Annotated in this window: 10 protein-coding genes; 9 read left to right on the forward strand and 1 reads right to left on the reverse strand. The window is 68.6% G+C overall.

Annotated features, from left to right (window positions below):
* The first annotated feature begins 522 nt into the window (after positions 1 to 522).
* From ACQPXB_RS08670 to ACQPXB_RS08695, 6 genes are all read left to right on the forward strand, one after another.
* The gene (locus tag ACQPXB_RS08670) at positions 523 to 6,564 is read left to right on the forward strand and encodes a LamG-like jellyroll fold domain-containing protein (RefSeq protein ID WP_432850720.1); all 6,042 of its coding nucleotides are present in this window, start codon (positions 523 to 525) and stop codon (positions 6,562 to 6,564) included.
* A 652-nt stretch (positions 6,565 to 7,216) separates the two neighbouring features.
* Positions 7,217 to 9,469: an RICIN domain-containing protein gene (locus ACQPXB_RS08675; RefSeq protein ID WP_366578987.1), complete on the forward strand. Its 2,253-nt coding sequence runs from the start codon at positions 7,217 to 7,219 to the stop codon at positions 9,467 to 9,469.
* Between the two features lie 314 nt (positions 9,470 to 9,783).
* A complete protein-coding gene (locus tag ACQPXB_RS08680; RefSeq protein WP_432850722.1) occupies positions 9,784 to 10,914 on the forward strand; it encodes an ABC transporter substrate-binding protein in 1,131 nt (376 codons plus the stop codon).
* Position 10,915: 1 nt separating this feature from the next.
* A complete protein-coding gene (locus tag ACQPXB_RS08685; protein ID WP_432850724.1) occupies positions 10,916 to 11,851 on the forward strand; it encodes an ABC transporter permease in 936 nt (311 codons plus the stop codon).
* Entirely contained in the window at positions 11,848 to 12,618 is a 771-nt protein-coding gene (locus ACQPXB_RS08690; RefSeq protein ID WP_432850726.1) for an ABC transporter permease, read from the forward strand. Before ACQPXB_RS08685 ends, ACQPXB_RS08690 begins: the two co-directional genes overlap by 4 nt.
* Complete coding sequence (locus ACQPXB_RS08695) at positions 12,615 to 13,691, forward strand: ABC transporter ATP-binding protein (protein WP_366578995.1); 1,077 nt, start codon at positions 12,615 to 12,617, stop codon at positions 13,689 to 13,691. The genes ACQPXB_RS08690 and ACQPXB_RS08695 overlap by 4 nt, the downstream gene beginning before the upstream one ends.
* 52 nt (positions 13,692 to 13,743) lie before the next feature.
* Here the strand turns inward: ACQPXB_RS08695 and ACQPXB_RS08700 are convergent, their stop codons facing one another.
* Positions 13,744 to 14,139, reverse strand: a complete 396-nt coding sequence (locus ACQPXB_RS08700) for an ester cyclase (RefSeq protein WP_432850729.1) — start codon at positions 14,137 to 14,139, stop codon at positions 13,744 to 13,746.
* Positions 14,140 to 14,222: 83 nt separating this feature from the next.
* Between ACQPXB_RS08700 and ACQPXB_RS08705 the strand changes: the two genes are divergently transcribed.
* The 3 genes from ACQPXB_RS08705 to ACQPXB_RS08715 all read left to right on the forward strand — a co-directional run bounded on the left by ACQPXB_RS08705 (position 14,223) and on the right by ACQPXB_RS08715 (position 18,642).
* On the forward strand, positions 14,223 to 15,437 hold the full coding sequence (locus ACQPXB_RS08705; RefSeq protein ID WP_432850731.1) for a sigma factor-like helix-turn-helix DNA-binding protein: 1,215 nt from the start codon (positions 14,223 to 14,225) through the stop codon (positions 15,435 to 15,437).
* Between the two features lie 131 nt (positions 15,438 to 15,568).
* Positions 15,569 to 17,221 carry an FAD-dependent oxidoreductase gene (locus ACQPXB_RS08710; protein ID WP_432850733.1) on the forward strand — a complete coding sequence of 551 codons (1,653 nt, stop codon included), beginning with the start codon at positions 15,569 to 15,571 and terminating at the stop codon, positions 17,219 to 17,221.
* Complete coding sequence (locus ACQPXB_RS08715; protein ID WP_432850735.1) at positions 17,218 to 18,642, forward strand: ATP-binding protein; 1,425 nt, start codon at positions 17,218 to 17,220, stop codon at positions 18,640 to 18,642. Before ACQPXB_RS08710 ends, ACQPXB_RS08715 begins: the two co-directional genes overlap by 4 nt.
* Positions 18,643 to 18,715: the final 73 nt, after the last annotated feature.

An 18,715-nucleotide genomic window follows, 5' to 3' on the forward strand; every position in this document is an offset into this window, starting at 1 on the left:
ACCGCCCTTGCACTATCCGATGATCACGCAAACGAGAGCGACCGTAGCAGTTCTATTGAGACTGACGGAAGAATTTTCTCCGTATTCAGAAACCGTGATAAACAACGGCTGCGGGGAGCTTATAGCGCAAGCATCGAACACTCGGAAGTGCGAGTCGTGACATTTCAAGACAAGTTTCGGGATGAACACGATCAAGCGTCCCAAACGGGCAATTCCCTGCGGTTGAGCTATCCGAGTGACGTCCGTATCGACACTGTCGAAGATCACGTAAATTCCCGAAACGGTTGCCGCTGCGCGGCGGAATTGACGGAAATCCTTGGCCGATTGAGGACGATTCTCGTGAGAAAACGACGTGCGTTCACCAGCCGGACTATCTCCGGTAGACCGTTCGGCCGATTATTGCAGCGTCTTTCTGCGCCGGTCGCCGTTCTGCTGTTTCTCGCACTCTTGCTGACTCCGGGTTTGAGCTCCGCGCCCGTGGCCGCCGCAGCCGGTCAAGACTCGGGGGTAGGCCCGGGTCCAGTGCCCAAGACTCCGCCGCAGCCAGGGAACATCCCCACACTCGAGGACGGCTACGGCGCGACCCAGGACCAACAGAAGGCGATGGCCACGGCCAGCGCGCAGGCCAAGTCCAGCGGGAAGGCCGTCGTGGTCACCGGGTTGACCGACGAGACGACGCAGGTCGAGGCCAGCCCGACGGGCGGGTTCGCCCTCACCACCAACGCGCAGCCCGTGCGCACCCTGCAGGGCGGGACCTGGAAGCCGATCGACACCACACTGCACCGCAACCACGACGGCACCTATTCCCCCGCCGTCACCGCGTACGGCACGGTCGCGTTGTCAGGTGGCGGACACGGGCCGCTCGCTACTACGTCGTCGAAATACGTTCGCTACACCATGTCCTGGCCCGGTTCACTACCCGCACCGCAGGTCTCCGGCTCCACAGCGACCTATCACGAGGTGCTTCCGGGAGTCGACCTCGCGGTGTCCGCCGGCCGGACGGGCGGGTTCTCCGAAGTCCTCGTCGTCAAGACCGCCGCCGCGGCCAAGAACCCCAGCCTCGCCACTCTGGCCCTCCCGAGCACCGCCACCGGTGGTTCGGTCCACGCGGGCAACCTCGGCGGGCTGACGGTCTCGGGCGGGGCCGGAGGCCCGGTCCTCGACGCGCCGACCCCGTTCATGTGGGACTCCAACACGGCCGTGACCGCAGCCACCGGCGGTGGGAAGGTCGCGGCGGACCCGTCGGACACCACGCACCCCGGGCTGGCCGCGCGCCAGGCGGTGGTGGCGACGAAGGTCACGCCCTCGACGTTGTCCCTGGTGCCGGACGCGCACCTGCTCACCGCACCGGCGACCGTCTTCCCGGTCTACATCGACCCGAGCTTCAACTGGCATCCCGCGAGCGGTGGCACCCCTGCGTTCGATGAGGTCAAGCAGGGCCAGCCGTGTCCCAACACGTCTTTCTACAACCGGACCGGCCCGGACGGTGACAACGGCCTGCTCGGTGTGGGTTACAACAACTGGGATTCCTGCATCGGCATTCAGCGCACGTACTACCAGTGGCAGCTGCCGTCGGTCATCTGGGGCGCGCACATCGGCAACACGAGCGGCCAACCGGCCGCGACGGTCAACGTGTCCAAACTGTACTCTGCGGCCTGCGGCGTGAGCTCGACCGACTACCTGCACCTGACCGGCGGCATCGGTTCGGGCACCAGCTGGAACAACCAGCCCAGCCCAGGGCCGGTCATCGGCTCGGCGACGCTTCGCCCGGCCGCCGGCAACAACTGCGTGAACAACTCGGCCGTGCCCTTCGGCTTCAACGTCAGCAGCCAGATCGCCACCGCGGCAGCCAACCACTCCAGTCAGTTCACGGTGTCGCTGACGGGGAACGAGACACGGGGCAGCCTCGAGTTCAGCCGGTTCTCCGACAACCCGTCGCTGCAGATCTTCTACAACCTCATCCCGAACACACCCGGCCCGCTCACCGCCGCGGCCGGCTCGGACAACCTCAGTTGCGCCACCGCCGCGCCCTACCCCTACCTCGGCAAGACCATCGCCCAGAACACCCCCGTGCTGAAGGCCACGGTCACCGACCCCAACGCCGATCACCTGCAAGCCACCTTCAAGTACTGGGTCGACGGCACGACCACGACGCACACCGGCACCAGCGCGGACAACATCGCCTCTGGCACCACGGCCAACTACTCCCTGCCGTCGTCGTTCACGTCCTCCCTCACCAACGGCCAGGTGGTCGACTGGCAGGCGCAATCCACCGACGGGCAGGACACGAGCCCTTGGTCACCGATCTGCCACTTCATCGCCGAACCCACCGCCCCCTCCGAACCCTCGATCAGCTCGGCCGACGGCGCCTTCCCCGATGACCTCACCGTCGGCAAGCCGGCGAATTCGCCCGGCCAGTTCACCGAGGCATCCACCGGCGGCACCGTCTCGAAACTCGTCCGAGCGCTCGACCAGGCACCCCCGACCACCAACCCGCCCGCGGCTGATGTCCCGCCGTTCACCGGCGGCGGGGTGATCGCACCGGCCGGACGCTGGACACTCACCGACGGCAGCGGCACCACAGCCAAGGACACGGGCGGCACCAACGCGATGACCTTGTCCGGCGGCGCATCGTGGACCACCGATCCCAGCCGCGGCACCGTGCTCACCTTCGACGGATCGACCGGTGGCGCCACCACCACCAGCCCCGTGGTCAAGAGCGACGGAAGCTTCACGATGGCCGCCTGGGTCGACCTGACCAGCACCAGCGGCTACCAGACCTTCTTGACCCAGGAAGGCTCCGCCGTCGGCGGCTTCTACCTCGAGTACGAATCCGACGTGAACCAATGGGTCTTCGCCCGGTTCGCCACCGACTCGCCCGCGACCGGCATCCGGGCCCGCGCCTCCGTCACACCGGTGCTCAACACCTGGACCCACCTCGCCGGTACGTTCGACGCCGCAACCGGCACCATGACGATCTACGTCAACGGAGTCGCCGCCGGCACCGCCGTCGACAGCACCCCGTGGAACGCCACCGGGCCACTCACCATCGGCCACGGCTTCTACAACTCCGCGGCGAACAACTACCTGCACGGCTCGATCAGCGACGTCCAGCTGTACCAGGCGGCCCTCGGCAGCCAGGAACTGAACCAGGTCGTCCGCACCGGCGGACTCGTGCAACCGGCGGGCCGCTGGCGAATGCTCGACGGCACCGGTGGCACCGCCGCAGACACCACCTCAGGTGCCCACGCCGCGACGTTGAACGGCGGCTACACCTGGGCTTCGACGCCCACACCGGCGGTCAAATTCAACGGCACGAACGGCTACGCAGCCACCGCCCAGTCCGTTGTGGACACTTCCCATAGCTTCACCGCCTCGGTGTGGGTCAACCTCACTACACTGTCCGGCGGCTACCAGACCTTCCTGACGCAGCAGGGCTCCAGCGTCGGCAGCTTCTACCTCGAGTACGAGTCCGACGTCAACAAATGGGCGTTCGTGCGCTTCAACGCGGACACGCCCGGCGCGGTCTCGCGGATCTGGGGCAGCGTGACCCCGGCAGCCGGAACCTGGACCCACCTCGTCGGTACCTATGACGCCACCAGTGGCACGATGACCTTGTACGTCAACGGAACCGCCGCAGGCACCGCCACAGACACCACACCGTGGAACGGAACCGGTCCGCTGGTGATCGGCCGCGGCTTCTACGGCGGCGCCGCGAACAACTACACCAACGGCTCCGTCACCGATGTCCAGATCTACCCCAGCGTCCTGAGCGCGTCCGAGGTCAAGCAGGTGAACGCCTCGTCCACCGGCGCGATCACACCGCTGGCCCCCGGCCCGCACACGCTCTACAGCTACGCCGCCGATCCCGCAGGGGACGTATCGGGATACCAGTCCTACCGATTCGTCGCCGCCGGCGACCCCAACACGACGTGCATCTCCCTGGCCGCGTGCTACAACAACACCGGCATCAGCCTCGACACCAACCGCGGCGTCGGCAACCTCGACGGATCCGGCAACAGCCTCTCCGCCGGCGACCTGACCACCGCGGGTTGGAACTCCGGCGGCCACCTCACCGCCAACGGCGCGACCTTCACCCTCCCTCAGTCCGGGTCAGGCCAAGCCGACAACCTGCTCGCCGCAAACCAGACCATCGCCGCCACCGACCCCGCGCTCACCGCGTACAACCAGAACACCCCCAGCACCGGCAACAGCGCGCTGACCTTCCTCACCACCGCCACCTCGGCCATGACCGCCAGCCCCGGCGCCATCAACGGCGACAACACCGCCCCCTACGTCCCCGCGGGCATCGCCGTGGCCGGTACGTACTGCTTCGATTCCACCAACCCCGCCGCCTTCTGCGCACCGAGCGGCACCATCACCTACAGCGACGGCACCAGCCAGACGTATTACCTCACCGTGCCGGACTGGGCCGCCGGACCCGAAGCGATCGACACCGTCACCTTGCCCCACGAAAACCAGGCCGGTAGTCAGGTCGCGAAGAACGTGAAGCTCTACTCGTTCTCGGTACCGCTCGCCTCGGGCAAGGCCATCGCCTCGGTGACGATGCCGGACGTCAGCAACAACCTGCTCCCGACCACGACTGGCCTGCACATCTTTGCGATGGCGACCCGGAACACCACCGTGACCGGAGCTCCGCAAGGCAAGACGTGGACCGGTGCATGGGCCAACGCCACCGAGGGCCAGTACAACTTCGAAGGCGGCACCAACTACGCCAACCAGACCTTCCGCGTCGCGGTCAAGCCGTCCATCGCCGGCAACACCGTCCGCATCAAGCTCGACGACGGGCTCGGCACCAGCCCGTTGAAGATCGGGCCGGTCACGATCGCGCTGACCCCGGGAACCAGCACACCCTCGGCGTCCCCCTCCGGACCGTTCACCCACGTGACATTCGGCGGAATCAGCCCTGCGTCGTCGGCACCGCTGACGATCCCCGAAGGTGGAATGCTTTACAGCGACCCGCTTCCGTTCACTGTGGACCCCAGCCAGTACCTGCTCGTCTCGTTCCAGCTCGTCAATTCGGTTCCCTACCTAGTGCAGCACTCCTGGACGAACACGGCGTACGAATACGTCTCGAGCGTCGGCTCCGGTGACCACACCACCGACACCAGCGGCGCCGCATTCGCCGGCACCGGAACCCACCAGGGCTGGTTCACCGACGTCCTGACCGGGGTCGACGTCGCCACCACCGGCACCCCCACCCAGGCCGTCCTCGGCGACGGGCTCATTGACGCCTGGCAACCCAACACCCACCCCGACGGCACCATTGGCTTCCCCGACGACCTCACCACCGCCGAACCCACCACCCCCAGTGGCTACGGCACCATCGCCGAAGGCATCGAAGCCAACCAGCTCATGACCGACAACCCCCAGACCTACAAGAGCGGCGCCGTCGGCGGACCCGCCGCCCTCTCCCGCATCGACCGCGACATCCTCGACCAGCCGGGCATCAACACCGTCGTCGTCTACGAAGGACTCGAAGACGTCCTCAGCGGACGCACCGCCGACGACCTGACATCCAACGGCTACACCCAGCTGATCGACTACTTCAAGGCCTACAACATCAACGTGATCGTCGCCGGCCTCACACCATGCGCCGGATACACCGGCGACGGCGCGACACCGAACAACCCCTGCACCACCACGGTCGACCAGCAACGCACGACCACCAACACCTGGCTCTCCAGCGGCCCCGACCTGCTGAGCCAGTGGACCACGCCCTCGTTGTTCTACCTCGACTCCGACGCAGCCGTCGGCGTCCCGGACACCACCACCGGCGAGACCAAGCTCAACAGCAACGCCGACGTCGGCGACCACGTCAACCTCTCCAACGCCGGCTACGCAGCCCTGGCCACCGCCTACCTCGGCCCCCAGGACACCTGGACCCTCGACGACGGCGACACCACCGCCGCCGACAGCGGCGACAACGCCACCAACCCCTACCTGATCACCAACCCGGCCGCAGGCGCCAACCCCGCAACACTCACCGCCGGCACCAGCTACACATCAGATGCCACCCGCGGATCCGTCCTCACCACCGACGGCACCACCGGATACGCCGCAACAAGCGGCCCCGTCCTCGCCACCAACGGCAGCTACTCCATCTCCGCCTGGGCAAAACTCGACTCCACCACCCAACTCGCAGCCATCGCGGCACAAGACGGCGATCAGAACTCCGCCTTCCTCCTCGGCTACGACCCCGCCACCGGCACCTGGTGCTACACCCTTTCCGACAGCGACACCGCCAACGCTCCCGGCACCGAAGCCCGCTCCACCGGCCCAGCCGCCACGGGCGTATGGACCCACCTCGTGGGCACCTACAACGCCACCACCCACACCATGTCCCTCTACGTCAACGGAACACTCGCCCAAACCGTCACCGGCGTCACCGGATGGAACGCCACCGGACCGTTCACCATCGGCCGAGGCAAATACACCGGGACCAGCACCTTCTACTTCCCCGGCAGCATCAGCCATCTGCAAGCGTGGAACTACACCCTCACACCCACCCAGGTAACAGCACTCGCCCAGCAAATCAACTGAGCCGACTCGACCAGGAGGTCGCATCACGCCCCAACGGCCGATGCGACCTCCTGGCATCGCGAACTCCGGCCAAGTCTCCACCAGCCCTCTGGAGCGGCCTCCACGCCAGACGTTGTGGAGCAAATCTGGAGCACAAGCACGTGATCAACGGCGATCAACCACCTCAAACCGCACTCAACTGCAACCAGCCACGTCACCCGACCAGCACATTCTCTATAACCGCAGGTCAGCGGCTTGATCGAACCTCACTGGCAGTGAGGGGGTCAGGGGTTCGAGTCCCCTTAGCTCCACTCTCGAAGAAACCCCTTCGACTTCAGCTTTCCGGCTGGTCGGAGGGGTTTTCTGCGTCGCCGGGCCTGTGTTCCCCGGATGGAACCACTCGGGCCGGGGCCCGTGGTCTGGCCAAGCAGCTGCTCGGTGCCACAACGGTGAAGGTCATCGCCGGGCGCGAGACCACCGCGAGAAACCCCAGCTCAAGAACCTCTTCATGACTTATTTTTAGCTCTGTATTGACTCCCTGTGTGGTCGCCGTTACATTTTCACCCGGTTGTGACGCCGAGGTCCCCGCCCGCTACGCCGCGTCTTCATGTTTGGGCATGAGCCTTGCCGTTTCCTGCTCGTCGAACGCCGCGGTGCGGTGGAGGAGGTTCCGATGGGATTGCGGAGAGTGGGCACGGTGGTGCTGTCCGCGTTCGCGCTGGTGAGTGGGTATGCGGGGGTGTCGCAGGCGGAGCCGGCAGCCCAAGCCCCAGTACAAGCTCAAGCGCAGCCCCAACCTCAGGCGCAAGCCCAAGTCATCTCGCCCGATCAGTGGTACACCGTGCAGGCCGTCAACAGCGGCAAGTGCGTAGACGCCAAATCCGCCGCCAGCGCCAACGGCACCGTCGTCCAGCAGTACAGCTGCAACCAGACCGCATCGCAGGCTTGGCAGTTCCAGCCCACCACCGACGGCTACGTCCGCGTGAACACGCAGCTCAACCCGGCCCAGTCCTGGGACATCACGAACGTCTCCAAGGACGACGGCGGGCTCGTGCAGCTCTGGTCGTACTCCAACGGCGCCAACCAGCAGTGGCAGCCGGTCCAGGAGGCGAGTGGTGCGTACCACTTCGTGAACCGCAACAGCGGCAAGTGCCTCGACGTGCCGAGTGCTTCTATCGCAGACAGCGTTCAGCTTCAGCAGTACACCTGTAATAACACCAGTGCGCAGTCGTTCACAATGACTCCCGTGGGTGGCACTACAACTCCTCCGGACTCCGACCAGCCGGACCTCGGCCCGAACGTCGTGATCTTCGATCCGTCGATGTCCGCCGCGAGCATCCAGAGCAGGCTGAACAGCATCTTCAGCCAGCAGGAGAAGAACCAGTTCGGCAGCCAGCGCTACGCCGTGATGTTCAAGCCGGGCACGTACTCCAACGACGTGAACGTCGGCTTCTACACGCAGGTCCTCGGCCTCGGGCTCAGCCCCGACGCCGTGACGATCAACGGCGCCGTGCACGTGGAGGCCGACTGGTTCCCGCCGCAGAACGCGACACAGAACTTCTGGCGCGGCGCCGAGAACCTGTCGGTGAACCCGACCGGCGGGGCGGACCGGTGGGCGGTGAGCCAGGCGGCGCCGTATCGGCGCATGCACGTGCGCGGTGACCTGCAGCTCGACGACGGCGGCTGGGCCAGCGGCGGCTGGATCTCCGACTCGAAGATCGACGGCCAGGTCCGCTCCGGCTCCCAGCAGCAGTGGATCTCGCGCGACTCGCAGTTCGGCAGCTGGAACGGCTCCAACTGGAACATGGTCTTCGTCGGCGTGAACGGCGCGCCGCAGAACACATTCCCGAGCCCGCCGTACACCACGGTCGGCCAGGCGCCGGTGGTGCGCGAGAAGCCGTTCCTCTACATCGACAGCGCCGGCAAGTACCAGGTCTTCGTGCCGGCCCTGCGCACCAACACCTCCGGCACCAGCTGGGCCAACGGCACCGCGCCGGGCTCGTCGCTGCCGATCGACCAGTTCTACATCGCCAAGCCGGGCGCCTCGGCGGCCGACATGAACGCCGCGCTCGCGGCGGGCAAGAACCTGCTGATCACGCCGGGTGTCTACCACCTCAACCAGACCCTGCACGTGACCCGCCCCGACACCGTGGTCCTCGGCCTCGGCATTGCGACCCTGGTGCCCGACAACGGCATCACCGCGATGAACGTGGACGACGTCAACGGCGTGAAGGTCGCCGGCCTGCTCGTCGACGCCGGCACGACGAACTCGACCACGCTCATGCAGGTCGGCGCGCCCGGCTCGACCGCCGACCACTCGGCCGACCCGACGTCGCTGCACGACGTGTTCTTCCGCATCGGCGGCCCGGCTGTTGGCAAGGCGACCAACAGCCTGGTGGTGAACAGCAACAACGTGATCGGCGACCACATGTGGATCTGGCGCGCCGACCACGCGGCGAACAACAGCTTCGTCGGCTGGAACACCAACACCGCCGACAACGGGCTGACCGTCAACGGCAACAACGTCACCATGTACGGCCTGTTCGTCGAGCACTACCAGAAGACGCAGGTCGTCTGGAACGGCAACGGCGGGCGCACGTACTTCTTCCAGAACGAGATGCCCTACGACGTGCCCAACCAGGCCGCCTGGATGAACGGCTCAACGCAGGGCTACTCCGCCTACAAGGTCGGCCCGAACGTGACCAGCCACGAAGCCTGGGGCCTGGGCAGCTACTGCTTCTTCAACACCAACCCGTCGGTCGCCAGCGCCCACGCGTACGAGGCGCCGAACACGCCGGGCGTGCGGTTCCACGACATGGTCACCGTGTCGCTGAACCACGCGGGCACGATCACCCACGTCATCAACACGACGGGCGCGACCACGCCCGACGGGACGCGGCCGGTGAACCTGGTGAGCTACCCCTAGCCCACCGCCGAAGACAACCGGTGCGCGCCGTGGTGGCGGCCTCGGCGCGCACCGGTTCCCAGTCCACATGAGAACGAGCAAGAGATCGTTTATCGTCGCCCAGTTCCCGGGAATCCCGGAAACTGGGCGACTTTTTCGTGACCACAACGTTCACAAAGATCACCGGCCGCACCGGCACCGTCGCGCTGCGCCGAAGCACGACCAGCGTGCATGATCAAGGCACCCGGCATTCACGTCCGGTTCACGGCCCGTCTGTGTCCTTCGTGGACTGTTCGCTCGGCATTCCCACCCCGGGTATCAAAGGACTGGACCAAGTGAAAAGACGTTTCGCCGCCCTGGCCGCCGTCGCGGTCGCCGGCACGCTCCTGCTCACCGCCTGCGGGGGTGGCGCGTCGGGCTCGGAGCAGAGCTCGGGCGCCGCCACCGCCAAGTCCGCCGCCGACCTCGGTGGTATGGACAAGCTCGTCGACGCGGCCAAGAAGGAGGGCGCGCTCAACGTGATCGCCCTGCCGCACGACTGGGCCAACTACGGCGAGATCCTCGACGCCTTCAAGAAGAAGTACGGCCTGAAGGTCAACGAGGCCAACCCCGAAGGCGCGAGCCAGGACGAGATCAACGCCGTCAAGCAGCTCAAGGGCCAGGACCGCGCGCCCGACGTGGTCGACCTCGGGAGCGCGTTCGCCCTCTCGGCCGCGTCCGACGGCCTGCTGGCGCCCTACAAGGTCGCCACCTTCGACGACATCCCGGCAGGCCAGAAGGCCGACGACGGCTCCTGGTTCTTCGACTACGGCGGCTTCATCTCCATCGGCTACGACGCCTCGAAGGTCACCAACCCGCCGAAGACGCTGGCCGACCTCAAGAAGCCCGAGTACAAGGGCAAGGTCGCGCTGAACGGCGACCCGACGAAGGCGGGCGCGGCGTTCGCCGGCGTCTACGCCGCGGCCCTGGCCAACGGCGGTTCGTTCGCCGACATCAAGCCGGGTGTGCAGTTCTTCGCCGACCTCAAGAAGTCCGGCAATTTCATCCCGGTGCAGTCGAGCGCGGCCACCATCGAGAGCGGCCAGACCCCGATCACGCTCGACTGGGACTACCTGCAGGCCGGCTACGCCGCGAAGCTCAAGGGCAAGGTCGACTGGAAGGTCACGGTCCCGAGTGACGGCGTCTACTCGAACTTCTACGCCCAGGGCATCAGCAAGACCGCCCCGCACCCCGCCGCCGCGCGGCTGTGGGAGGAGTTCCTCTACTCCGACGAGGGCCAGAACCTGTTCCTGAAGGGCCTTTCGCGCCCGGCGCGCCTGCCGAAGATGGAAGCCGCCGGCACCGCCGACAAGACCGCGCTGGCCGCACTGCCGAAGGTGGAGGGCGACGTCAAGTTCCCCACCGACGCGCAGGTCAACGACGCCAAGAAGGTCCTGGCCGACGAGTGGGCCAAGGCGCTCGGCTGACGTGACCGCCGAAACCGTCACCGCAGCGGCGGGAGTGGCCCCGGCCGCTCCCGCCGCCGCGCCCGTGCGCCCCGGGTCCGCGCGGCGCGTGCTCTTGTGGGTGGCGGGCCACCTCGGCCTGCTGCCGTTCCTGCTCTACACCGGCGTGTTCCTCGGCGCGCCGGTGGTGATGGTCGCCATCGGCGCGTTCCAGGACAACGACGGCGCCTTCACCACGGAGAACCTCACCGCGGCGTTCGCCGACCAGTTCGGGCGCTCGTTCGCCACCAGCATCGAGCTCTCGGCGCTCACGGCCGCGGCCGGAGCGATCCTCGGCGCCGTCCTGGCCAACGCGGTGCTCGGCTCGAAGCCCGACGGCCTGCTGCGCAAGGTCGTCTCGAGCGCAGCCGGCGTGCTCGCGAACTTCGGCGGCGTGCCGCTGGCGTTCGCGTTCATCGCGACGCTCGGCAGCATCGGCATCGTCACCAAGGCGCTGGCCGGCCTCGGCTTCGACATCTACGCCGGCGGCTTCAACCTGTTCACGTTCACGGGTCTCGCGATCGTCTACGTGTACTTCCAGATCCCGCTGATGGTGATCGTCTTCACCCCGGCGCTGGAGGGCATGCGCGAGCAGTGGCGCGAGGCCGCGGCGAACCTCGGAGCCACGCGGGCGCAGTACTTCCGGCTGATCGCCGTGCCGGTGCTGCTGCCGCCGTTCCTCGCCTCGACGCTGCTGCTGTTCGCCAACGCGTTTTCCGCCTACGCCACGGCGTACGCGCTGACCACCGGCGTCGTGCCGCTCGTGCCGATCCAGATCGGCTCGCTGGTGAGCGGCAACGTCGTGGCCGACCAGCAGAACCTCGGCAAGGCGCTGGGGCTCGGCATGGTCGTGGTGGTCGCGCTGGTGATGGCGATCTACGCGTACCTGCAGAAGCGCGCTTCGAGGTGGCTGTCGTGAGGAACAAAGCCCTGCGCTGGACCGTGCTGACGCTGTTCGGCCTGTACTTCCTCGTGCCGATGGGCGGGTCGGTGGAGTTCAGCCTCCGCGACGTGAACAACACGCACAGCTTCGCCTCCTGGGGCAAGATCCTCGACGAGCCGGACCTGCTGCCCACGCTCGGCACGTCGCTGTGGGTCGCGGCCGGCACGGTGGCGCTCACGCTGCTGCTGATGGTGCCCACGGTGAGCTGGGTGCACCTGCGCAAGCCGAAGCTGCGCCGCCTCATCGAGGGCGTGAGCCTGCTGCCGCTGGTGATCCCGCCGATCGTGCTGGTCAACGGCGTGCTCGTGGTGTTCCGCGACGCGCCGGAGGTGATCAACGGGACGCCCGTGATCCTCGTGCTGGAGTACGTGATCCTCGCGCTGCCCTTCACCTACCGCACGCTCGACGCAGGCCTGGCGGCGATTTCGCTGCCGACGCTGGTGGAGGCTGCGCGCAGCCTCGGCGCTTCGTGGCCGACGGTGCTGCTGCGGGTGATCGTGCCCAACATCCGCTCGGCCGTGTTCGGTGCCGCCTTCCTCAACCTGGCGCTGGTGCTGGGCGAGTACACGCTGGCGAGCATCCTGCTGATGGACACCTTTCCCGTGTGGACGGTCAGCACCGGGCAGTCGGAGGCGGGCGTGTCCGTCGCCGTTTCCCTGCTGTCGCTGCTGGTCGCGTTCCTGCTCCTGTTCGTCCTGTCCCTTGTGGCCGGTCGCCGCAAGGCTTCGCGAGGTGTGGCGTGAAAACTGTCCTGGAGACTCCGCAGGCGAAGACCGGTGCGTCGGTCGAGTTCCGCGGCCTGCGCCGCGAGTTCGGCGAGGTGCGGGCGCTCGACGGGCTGGACCTGACGATCGCGCCGGGCGAGCTCGTCGCCCTGCTCGGCCCCTCGGGTTGCGGCAAGACGACGGCACTGCGCGTGCTCGCGGGCCTGGAGGCGGTGGACGCCGGCGAGGTGCTGGTGGACGGCACCGACGTGGTCGGCGTGCCGGCCAACAAGCGCGACATGGGCATGGTGTTCCAGGCCTACAGCCTGTTCCCGAACCTCACGGTGCGCGACAACGTGGCCTTCGGCCTGCGGTTGCGCGGCGTCGCCACGGCGGCGCGGCAGAAGCGGGCGCAGGAGCTGCTGGAGCTCGTCGGGCTGTCGGCGCAGGAGAAGCGCTACCCGCACCAGCTCTCCGGTGGCCAGCAGCAGCGCGTGGCGCTGGCCCGCGCGCTGGCGATCGAGCCGCGCGTGCTGCTGCTCGACGAACCCCTGTCGGCGCTGGACGCCCTCGTGCGCACGCAGCTGCGCGACGAGATCCGCCGGCTGCAGCTGCGCGTGGGCATCACGACTCTGTTCGTGACCCACGACCAGGAGGAGGCGCTCTCGATCGCCGACCGCGTGGGCGTGATGCGGTCCGGGCGCCTCGAGCAGTGCGACAGCCCGGCCGAGCTCTACGCCCGGCCCGCGACGGCGTTCGTCGCGGAGTTCGTCGGCACCATGAACCGCCTCCCGGGTGTGGTGGCGGTCGGCGGCGCGTCCGTCGACGTGGCGGGGGAGCGGCTCGTCCTGGCCGAACCGGGCCGGCGCACGGACGGCGACGCCGTGACGGTCCTGGTCCGCCCGGAAGCGGTGACGCTCGTGGCCGCCTCGGACGGCCGCGCGGTGGTGACCGACCACAGCTTCCGCGGCGCGGTCACCCGCGTGACGGCGCTGCTGTCCGACGGCACGGCGGTGCTGGCCGACCTCCCGAGCGTCTCGGCGGCGGAGCTGCTGCCGGGTACGGGAGTGGACGTGGCGTTCGGGACGCAGCCGGTCCTGCTGGCGACCTGACGCCGGGCTCGCCGCCGGAGACCGTGCCCCGGTCCCCGGCGGCGGCCTCCGCTCAGGCGGCGAGCTGGCTCAGCAAGGAGTGGACGTCGATCACCTGCCACAGCTCGGCGATGCGCCCGGCCCGCAGGCGCAGCACGGCGGTGGCGCGCACGCTGATCGAGGTACCGGTGGGCGGCGTGCCGTGGAAGTCGCCGTCGTGGGTGCCGGTCAGCGTCCAGCGAACGGCGGCTTTGTCGCCGTCCACCAGCACGTCGTCGATGTGCAGCGCGGCGTCGGAGAACGCCGAGCGCACGATCCGGTCGGCGCCGACGAAGGCGTCCCGGGCCGGCTGGTCGACGTCGCCGTGGGTCACGGCGTCGGGGGTGAGCAGCTCGTCGAACAGCTCGAAGCGCTGGTCGTTGACCAGCTCGGCGTAGAAGCGTTCGACGGTTTCGCGGGTGGTGGCCACAGGGGTCCCCTCTCTACTGTGATGGTGGTTGCGGTTTCCGCCTCCTGCAGGGGCGCAGTGGAGACTGAGCAGGGGAGCGCCTTGTGACAACCACGCCCGAACTCTTCGACGGCGAACGCGGCCGGCTCTTCGGCCTGGCCTACCGGCTGCTGGGTTCCGCGGCCGACGCCGAGGACGCGGTGCAGGACGCCTACCTGCGCTGGCGCCGTGCCGACCACGCCGGCATCACTGCGCCCCGCGCGTGGCTCACGAAAGCGGTGACGAACCTCTGCCTCACCCGCCTGACGGCCGCCCACGCCCGGCACGAGTCGGCCGCGGGCGACGCGCTCCCGGAGCCCGTGCTGACCGGCGGCGGCGCGCTGGGGCCGCTGGAGACGGTGGAACAACGTGAGTCGGTGTCGTTCGCGATGCTCGTGCTGATGCGAGCGCTGACTCCGGTGGAACGCGCGGTGTTCGTGCTGCGGACGGCTTTCGACTACCCCTACCCGGAGCTCGCGAGCCTGCTGGACCTCACGGAAGCCGGCGTCCGCCAGCACTACAGCCGCGCGCGCCGTCGGGTCGACGCCGGCGAGACCCGGTTCCCGACGTCCGACAGCGGCTCGATGCGGCTCACCGAGAGCTTCATGACGGCCGTCCGCTCGGGCCGGCTGGAGCGGCTCGAAGACCTGCTGGTGGCCGACATCGCCACGTGGATGGACCTCGGTGGCGGCGAACGCGTGCACGTCCGCGGCCGCGACGCCGTCCGTCGCAACGCCGCCGCGACGCTCGCGCGCTTCGCGGACGTGTCGGACTTCGTGCTCACGGAGGTCAACGGCGGCCCGGGCATCCTCTTCCTCTCCGGCGGCACCGTCGTCGGGCTCACGGTCGTGGAGACGCGGGGCGGGCGCATCTCCGCCTTGCGCACGGTCGCGGACCCCGCCCGGCTGGCTTTCCTGCGGGCGCAGTGGAACGCGGTCGCCGGGGTCTCGCGCGGGAACGAGGAGTCCTTCTTCCGGCGCCTGGTCATCGCCGTCGGGGACCTGGCGCAGCCGGCCGCCGCACAGATCGCGCTGCTGGAGAAGCAGGGGCTGCGCGACGCCGACGAGCTCGCGCTGGAGTTCGACGCGTACTTCGCGGCGCTCAAGCACGCGCTGCCCGCCGACATCGTCGCGGTGCTGGCCGAGCTCGACGCTCTCCTGGAGGAGATGAGCGGCCCGACGGGTCCGTGGTCGTTCGAGGCGCTGGCGACGGCGCCCGAGTGGGTTCGGGTGCGGGAGCTGGCCGCGCGGGCGTTCGCGTTGCTCGGCCGCTCGGCCTGAGCCGAGAGTGGCGCGAACGGACCGTTCGCGCGGGCACTTCCGGGACCGATCCCCAGGTCCGGGCCCGGCTGGAGCAGGTCCAGCCCGCGCAAGCGTTCTCCGCTGGTGGACACCGCCGTAGGCTGTCGGGTGTGAGCCAGCCGATCCTGATGACCGTCGACGACGACCCCGCTGTTTCGCGGTCGGTCGCGCGTGACCTGCGTCGCCGCTACGGCAAGGACTACCGCGTGATCCGTGCGGACTCCGGGGCCGACGCCCTCGACGCCCTGCGCGAGATCAAGCTGCGCGGCGACGCCGTCGCGGCGATCCTCGCCGACTACCGCATGCCCCACATGGACGGGATCGCCTTCCTCGAGAAGGCGATGGACCTGTTCCCCAACGCCCGCCGCGCGCTGCTGACGGCCTACGCCGACACGGACGCGGCCATCCAGGCGATCAACGTGGTCGACGTCGACCACTACCTGCTCAAGCCGTGGGACCCGCCGGAGGAGAAGCTGTACCCGGTCATCGACTCCCTCGTGGAGACGTGGCTCGCGGTCGGCGACAAGTCCGTCGAGGAGACCAAGCTGGTCGGCCACCGGTACTCGGCGCCCTCGTTCAAGGTGCGCGACTTCCTCGCCCGCAACGCCGTGCCGTACCGCTGGTACTCGGTGGACGAGGACGAGGGCGGGCGCATCCTGCAGGCCGCCGGCGCCGCGGAGACCGACATCCCGGTGGTCGTGACGCCGGACGGCACCGTGCTGAAGCAGCCCACCGGCAGCGAGATCGCCGTCGCGGTGGGCCTGTCCACGCGGCCTGCGCAGGAGTTCTACGACCTCGTAGTGATCGGCGGCGGCCCGGCCGGCCTCGGCGCGGCCGTGTACGGCGCTTCGGAAGGCCTGCGCACGGTGCTCGTCGAGCGCAAGGCCACAGGTGGGCAGGCGGGTACGAGCTCGCGCATCGAGAACTACCTCGGGTTCCCCGACGGTGTCTCCGGCGCGCAGCTCACCGACCGTGCCCGGCGTCAGGCCCAGAAGTTCGGCGCCGAGGTGCTCACCGCGCGCGACGTGGTGGGGCTGGAGGTGCGCGGGTCGAGCCGCGTGGTCACCTTCGGCGACGGCTCCGAGATCGCCGCCCACACCGTGATCCTCGCCAGCGGCGTCACCTACCGCGCGCACGAGGCCGACGGCATCCGCGAGCTCACCGGCAGCGGTGTCTACTACGGCTCCGCTGCCACGGAAGCGCCCGAGTGCAAGGGCCAGCACGTCTACATCGTCGGCGGCGCGAACTCCGCCGGCCAGGCGGCGGTGTTCTTCGCGCAGCACGCGAGCGAGGTGTCGCTGCTGGTGCGCGGCGACTCGCTGGAGAAGTCGATGTCGCACTACCTCATCGAGCAGATCGCGGGCATCGACAACATCACCGTCCGCACGGGCACCACCGTCGTCCAGGCCCACGGCGCCGACCACCTCGAAGCCGTGACCCTGTGCCACGGCGACGCGACGGAGACCGTCGAGACCGGGCACCTGTTCATCTTCATCGGCGCGGCACCGCGCACCGACTGGCTGGGCGGGGTCATCCAGCGCGACCACCACGGGTTCGTCCAGACGGGGCCCGACCTGGTGGCCGAGGGCCGCCGGCCGGCCGGCTGGCCGCTCGACCGCGACCCGTACCACCTGGAGTCGTCGGTGCCCGGCGTGTTCGTGGCCGGCGACGTCCGGTCGCAGTCGGTGAAACGCGTGGCCTCCGCCGTCGGCGAGGGCGCCATGGCCGTCACCCTGGTCCACCGCTACCTGGAGGAACAGTGAAGGAGCCCGCACTGCCGCGCGAAGAACTCCGCGGCCTCTTCCTGTTCGAGCACCTCTCCGACGAGCAGCTCGACTGGATCGAGCAGCACGCCGTGCTGGAGCGCTACGAGGGTGACACCGCGGTGCACCGCGAGGGCGATCCGGCGACCTGCTTCTACATCCTGCTCTCGGGCGCGCTGCGGATGTCGCGGCTGGTGAGCGGCGCCGACGTCGAGGTGAAGCGCTCCGACCAGCGCGGCTCCTACTTCGGCGCCACGCAGTTCTTCGTGCACCAGGACACCGAGCACACCTACAGCGCCACCGTGCAGGCGATCGGGGACCTGACGCTGCTCGCGCTGCCCTCGGCGGAGTTCGCGGTGGAGTTCCGCAAGTGGTTCCCGATGGCGGCGCACCTGCTGGAAGGCATGTACCTCGGCTGGCGCAACTCCGACACCGTGATCTCGTCGCGGCGCCGGCTGCTCGCGCTCGGCGAGCTGTCGGCCGGGCTCACCCACGAGCTCAACAACCCGGCCGCGGCCGCGGTGCGGGCCACGGCGTCGCTGCGCGAGCGCGTGGCCGGGATGCGCCACAAGCTCGCGCTGCTGGCGAAGAAGGACATCGACCCCGACCTGCTGGAGCAACTGCTCGACGTGCAGGAAGAGCTGGTCAAGACGGTCGCCGACGCGCCGCGGCTCTCGGCGATGCAGCAGGCCGACCGCGAAGACGAGATCAGCGACTGGTTCGACGACCACGGCATCGACCAGGGCTGGGACCTCGCCGCGATCTTCGTCGCGGCCGGGCTCAAGACCGAGAACCTCGACGGCGTCCTGGAATCCGTCGGCGAGGGCCTGCTCGACGGCGCGCTGCGCTGGCTCGCGTACGCGCTCGAGACCGAGATCCTCATGGGCGAGATCGAGGACTCGACCACGCGCATCTCGGTGCTCGTCGGCGCGGCCAAGCAGTACTCGCAGATGGACCGCGCGCCGCACCAGTGGATCGACGTCCACGAAGGACTCGACTCCACGCTGGTGATGCTGTCGGGCAAGCTCGACGGGATCCACGTCGTGAAGGAGTACGACCGCGGCATCGACCACATCCCGGCCTATGCGGCCGAGCTGAACCAGGTGTGGACCAACATCATCGACAACGCCATCCAGGCCATGGGCGGCGAGGGCACGCTGACGCTGCGCACGTGGCAGGAGAGCAAGCAGGTGCGCGTCGAGATCGGCGACACCGGCCCCGGCATCCCGGAAGAGGTGCGCCAGCGCATCTTCGAGCCGTTCTTCACCACCAAGGGCGTCGGCGAGGGCACGGGCCTCGGCCTCGACATCTCGTGGCGCATCGTGGTGGAGCGGCACTCGGGCGACATCAAGGTGACGTCCGTGCCGGGCGACACGCGGTTCGAGATCTGCCTGCCGGTGGAGGAACAAGCCTCGCTCTGAACCGTCCACCTCCAATCCGCCCGCGTGCCGCCGCCGTGATCAACCGGCGACGGCACGCGGGCGGTTGGTGATT

Source organism: Amycolatopsis sp. CA-161197, assembly GCF_050942255.1.
In the GTDB taxonomy this organism is placed as follows: domain Bacteria; phylum Actinomycetota; class Actinomycetes; order Mycobacteriales; family Pseudonocardiaceae; genus Amycolatopsis.

What these genes read in the sequence shown, in the direction of transcription:
- ACQPXB_RS08675 (WP_366578987.1), top strand. Translation starts at nt 7,217, where the DNA reads ATGGGATTGCGGAGAGTGGGCACGGTGGTGCTGTCCGCGTTCGCGCTG.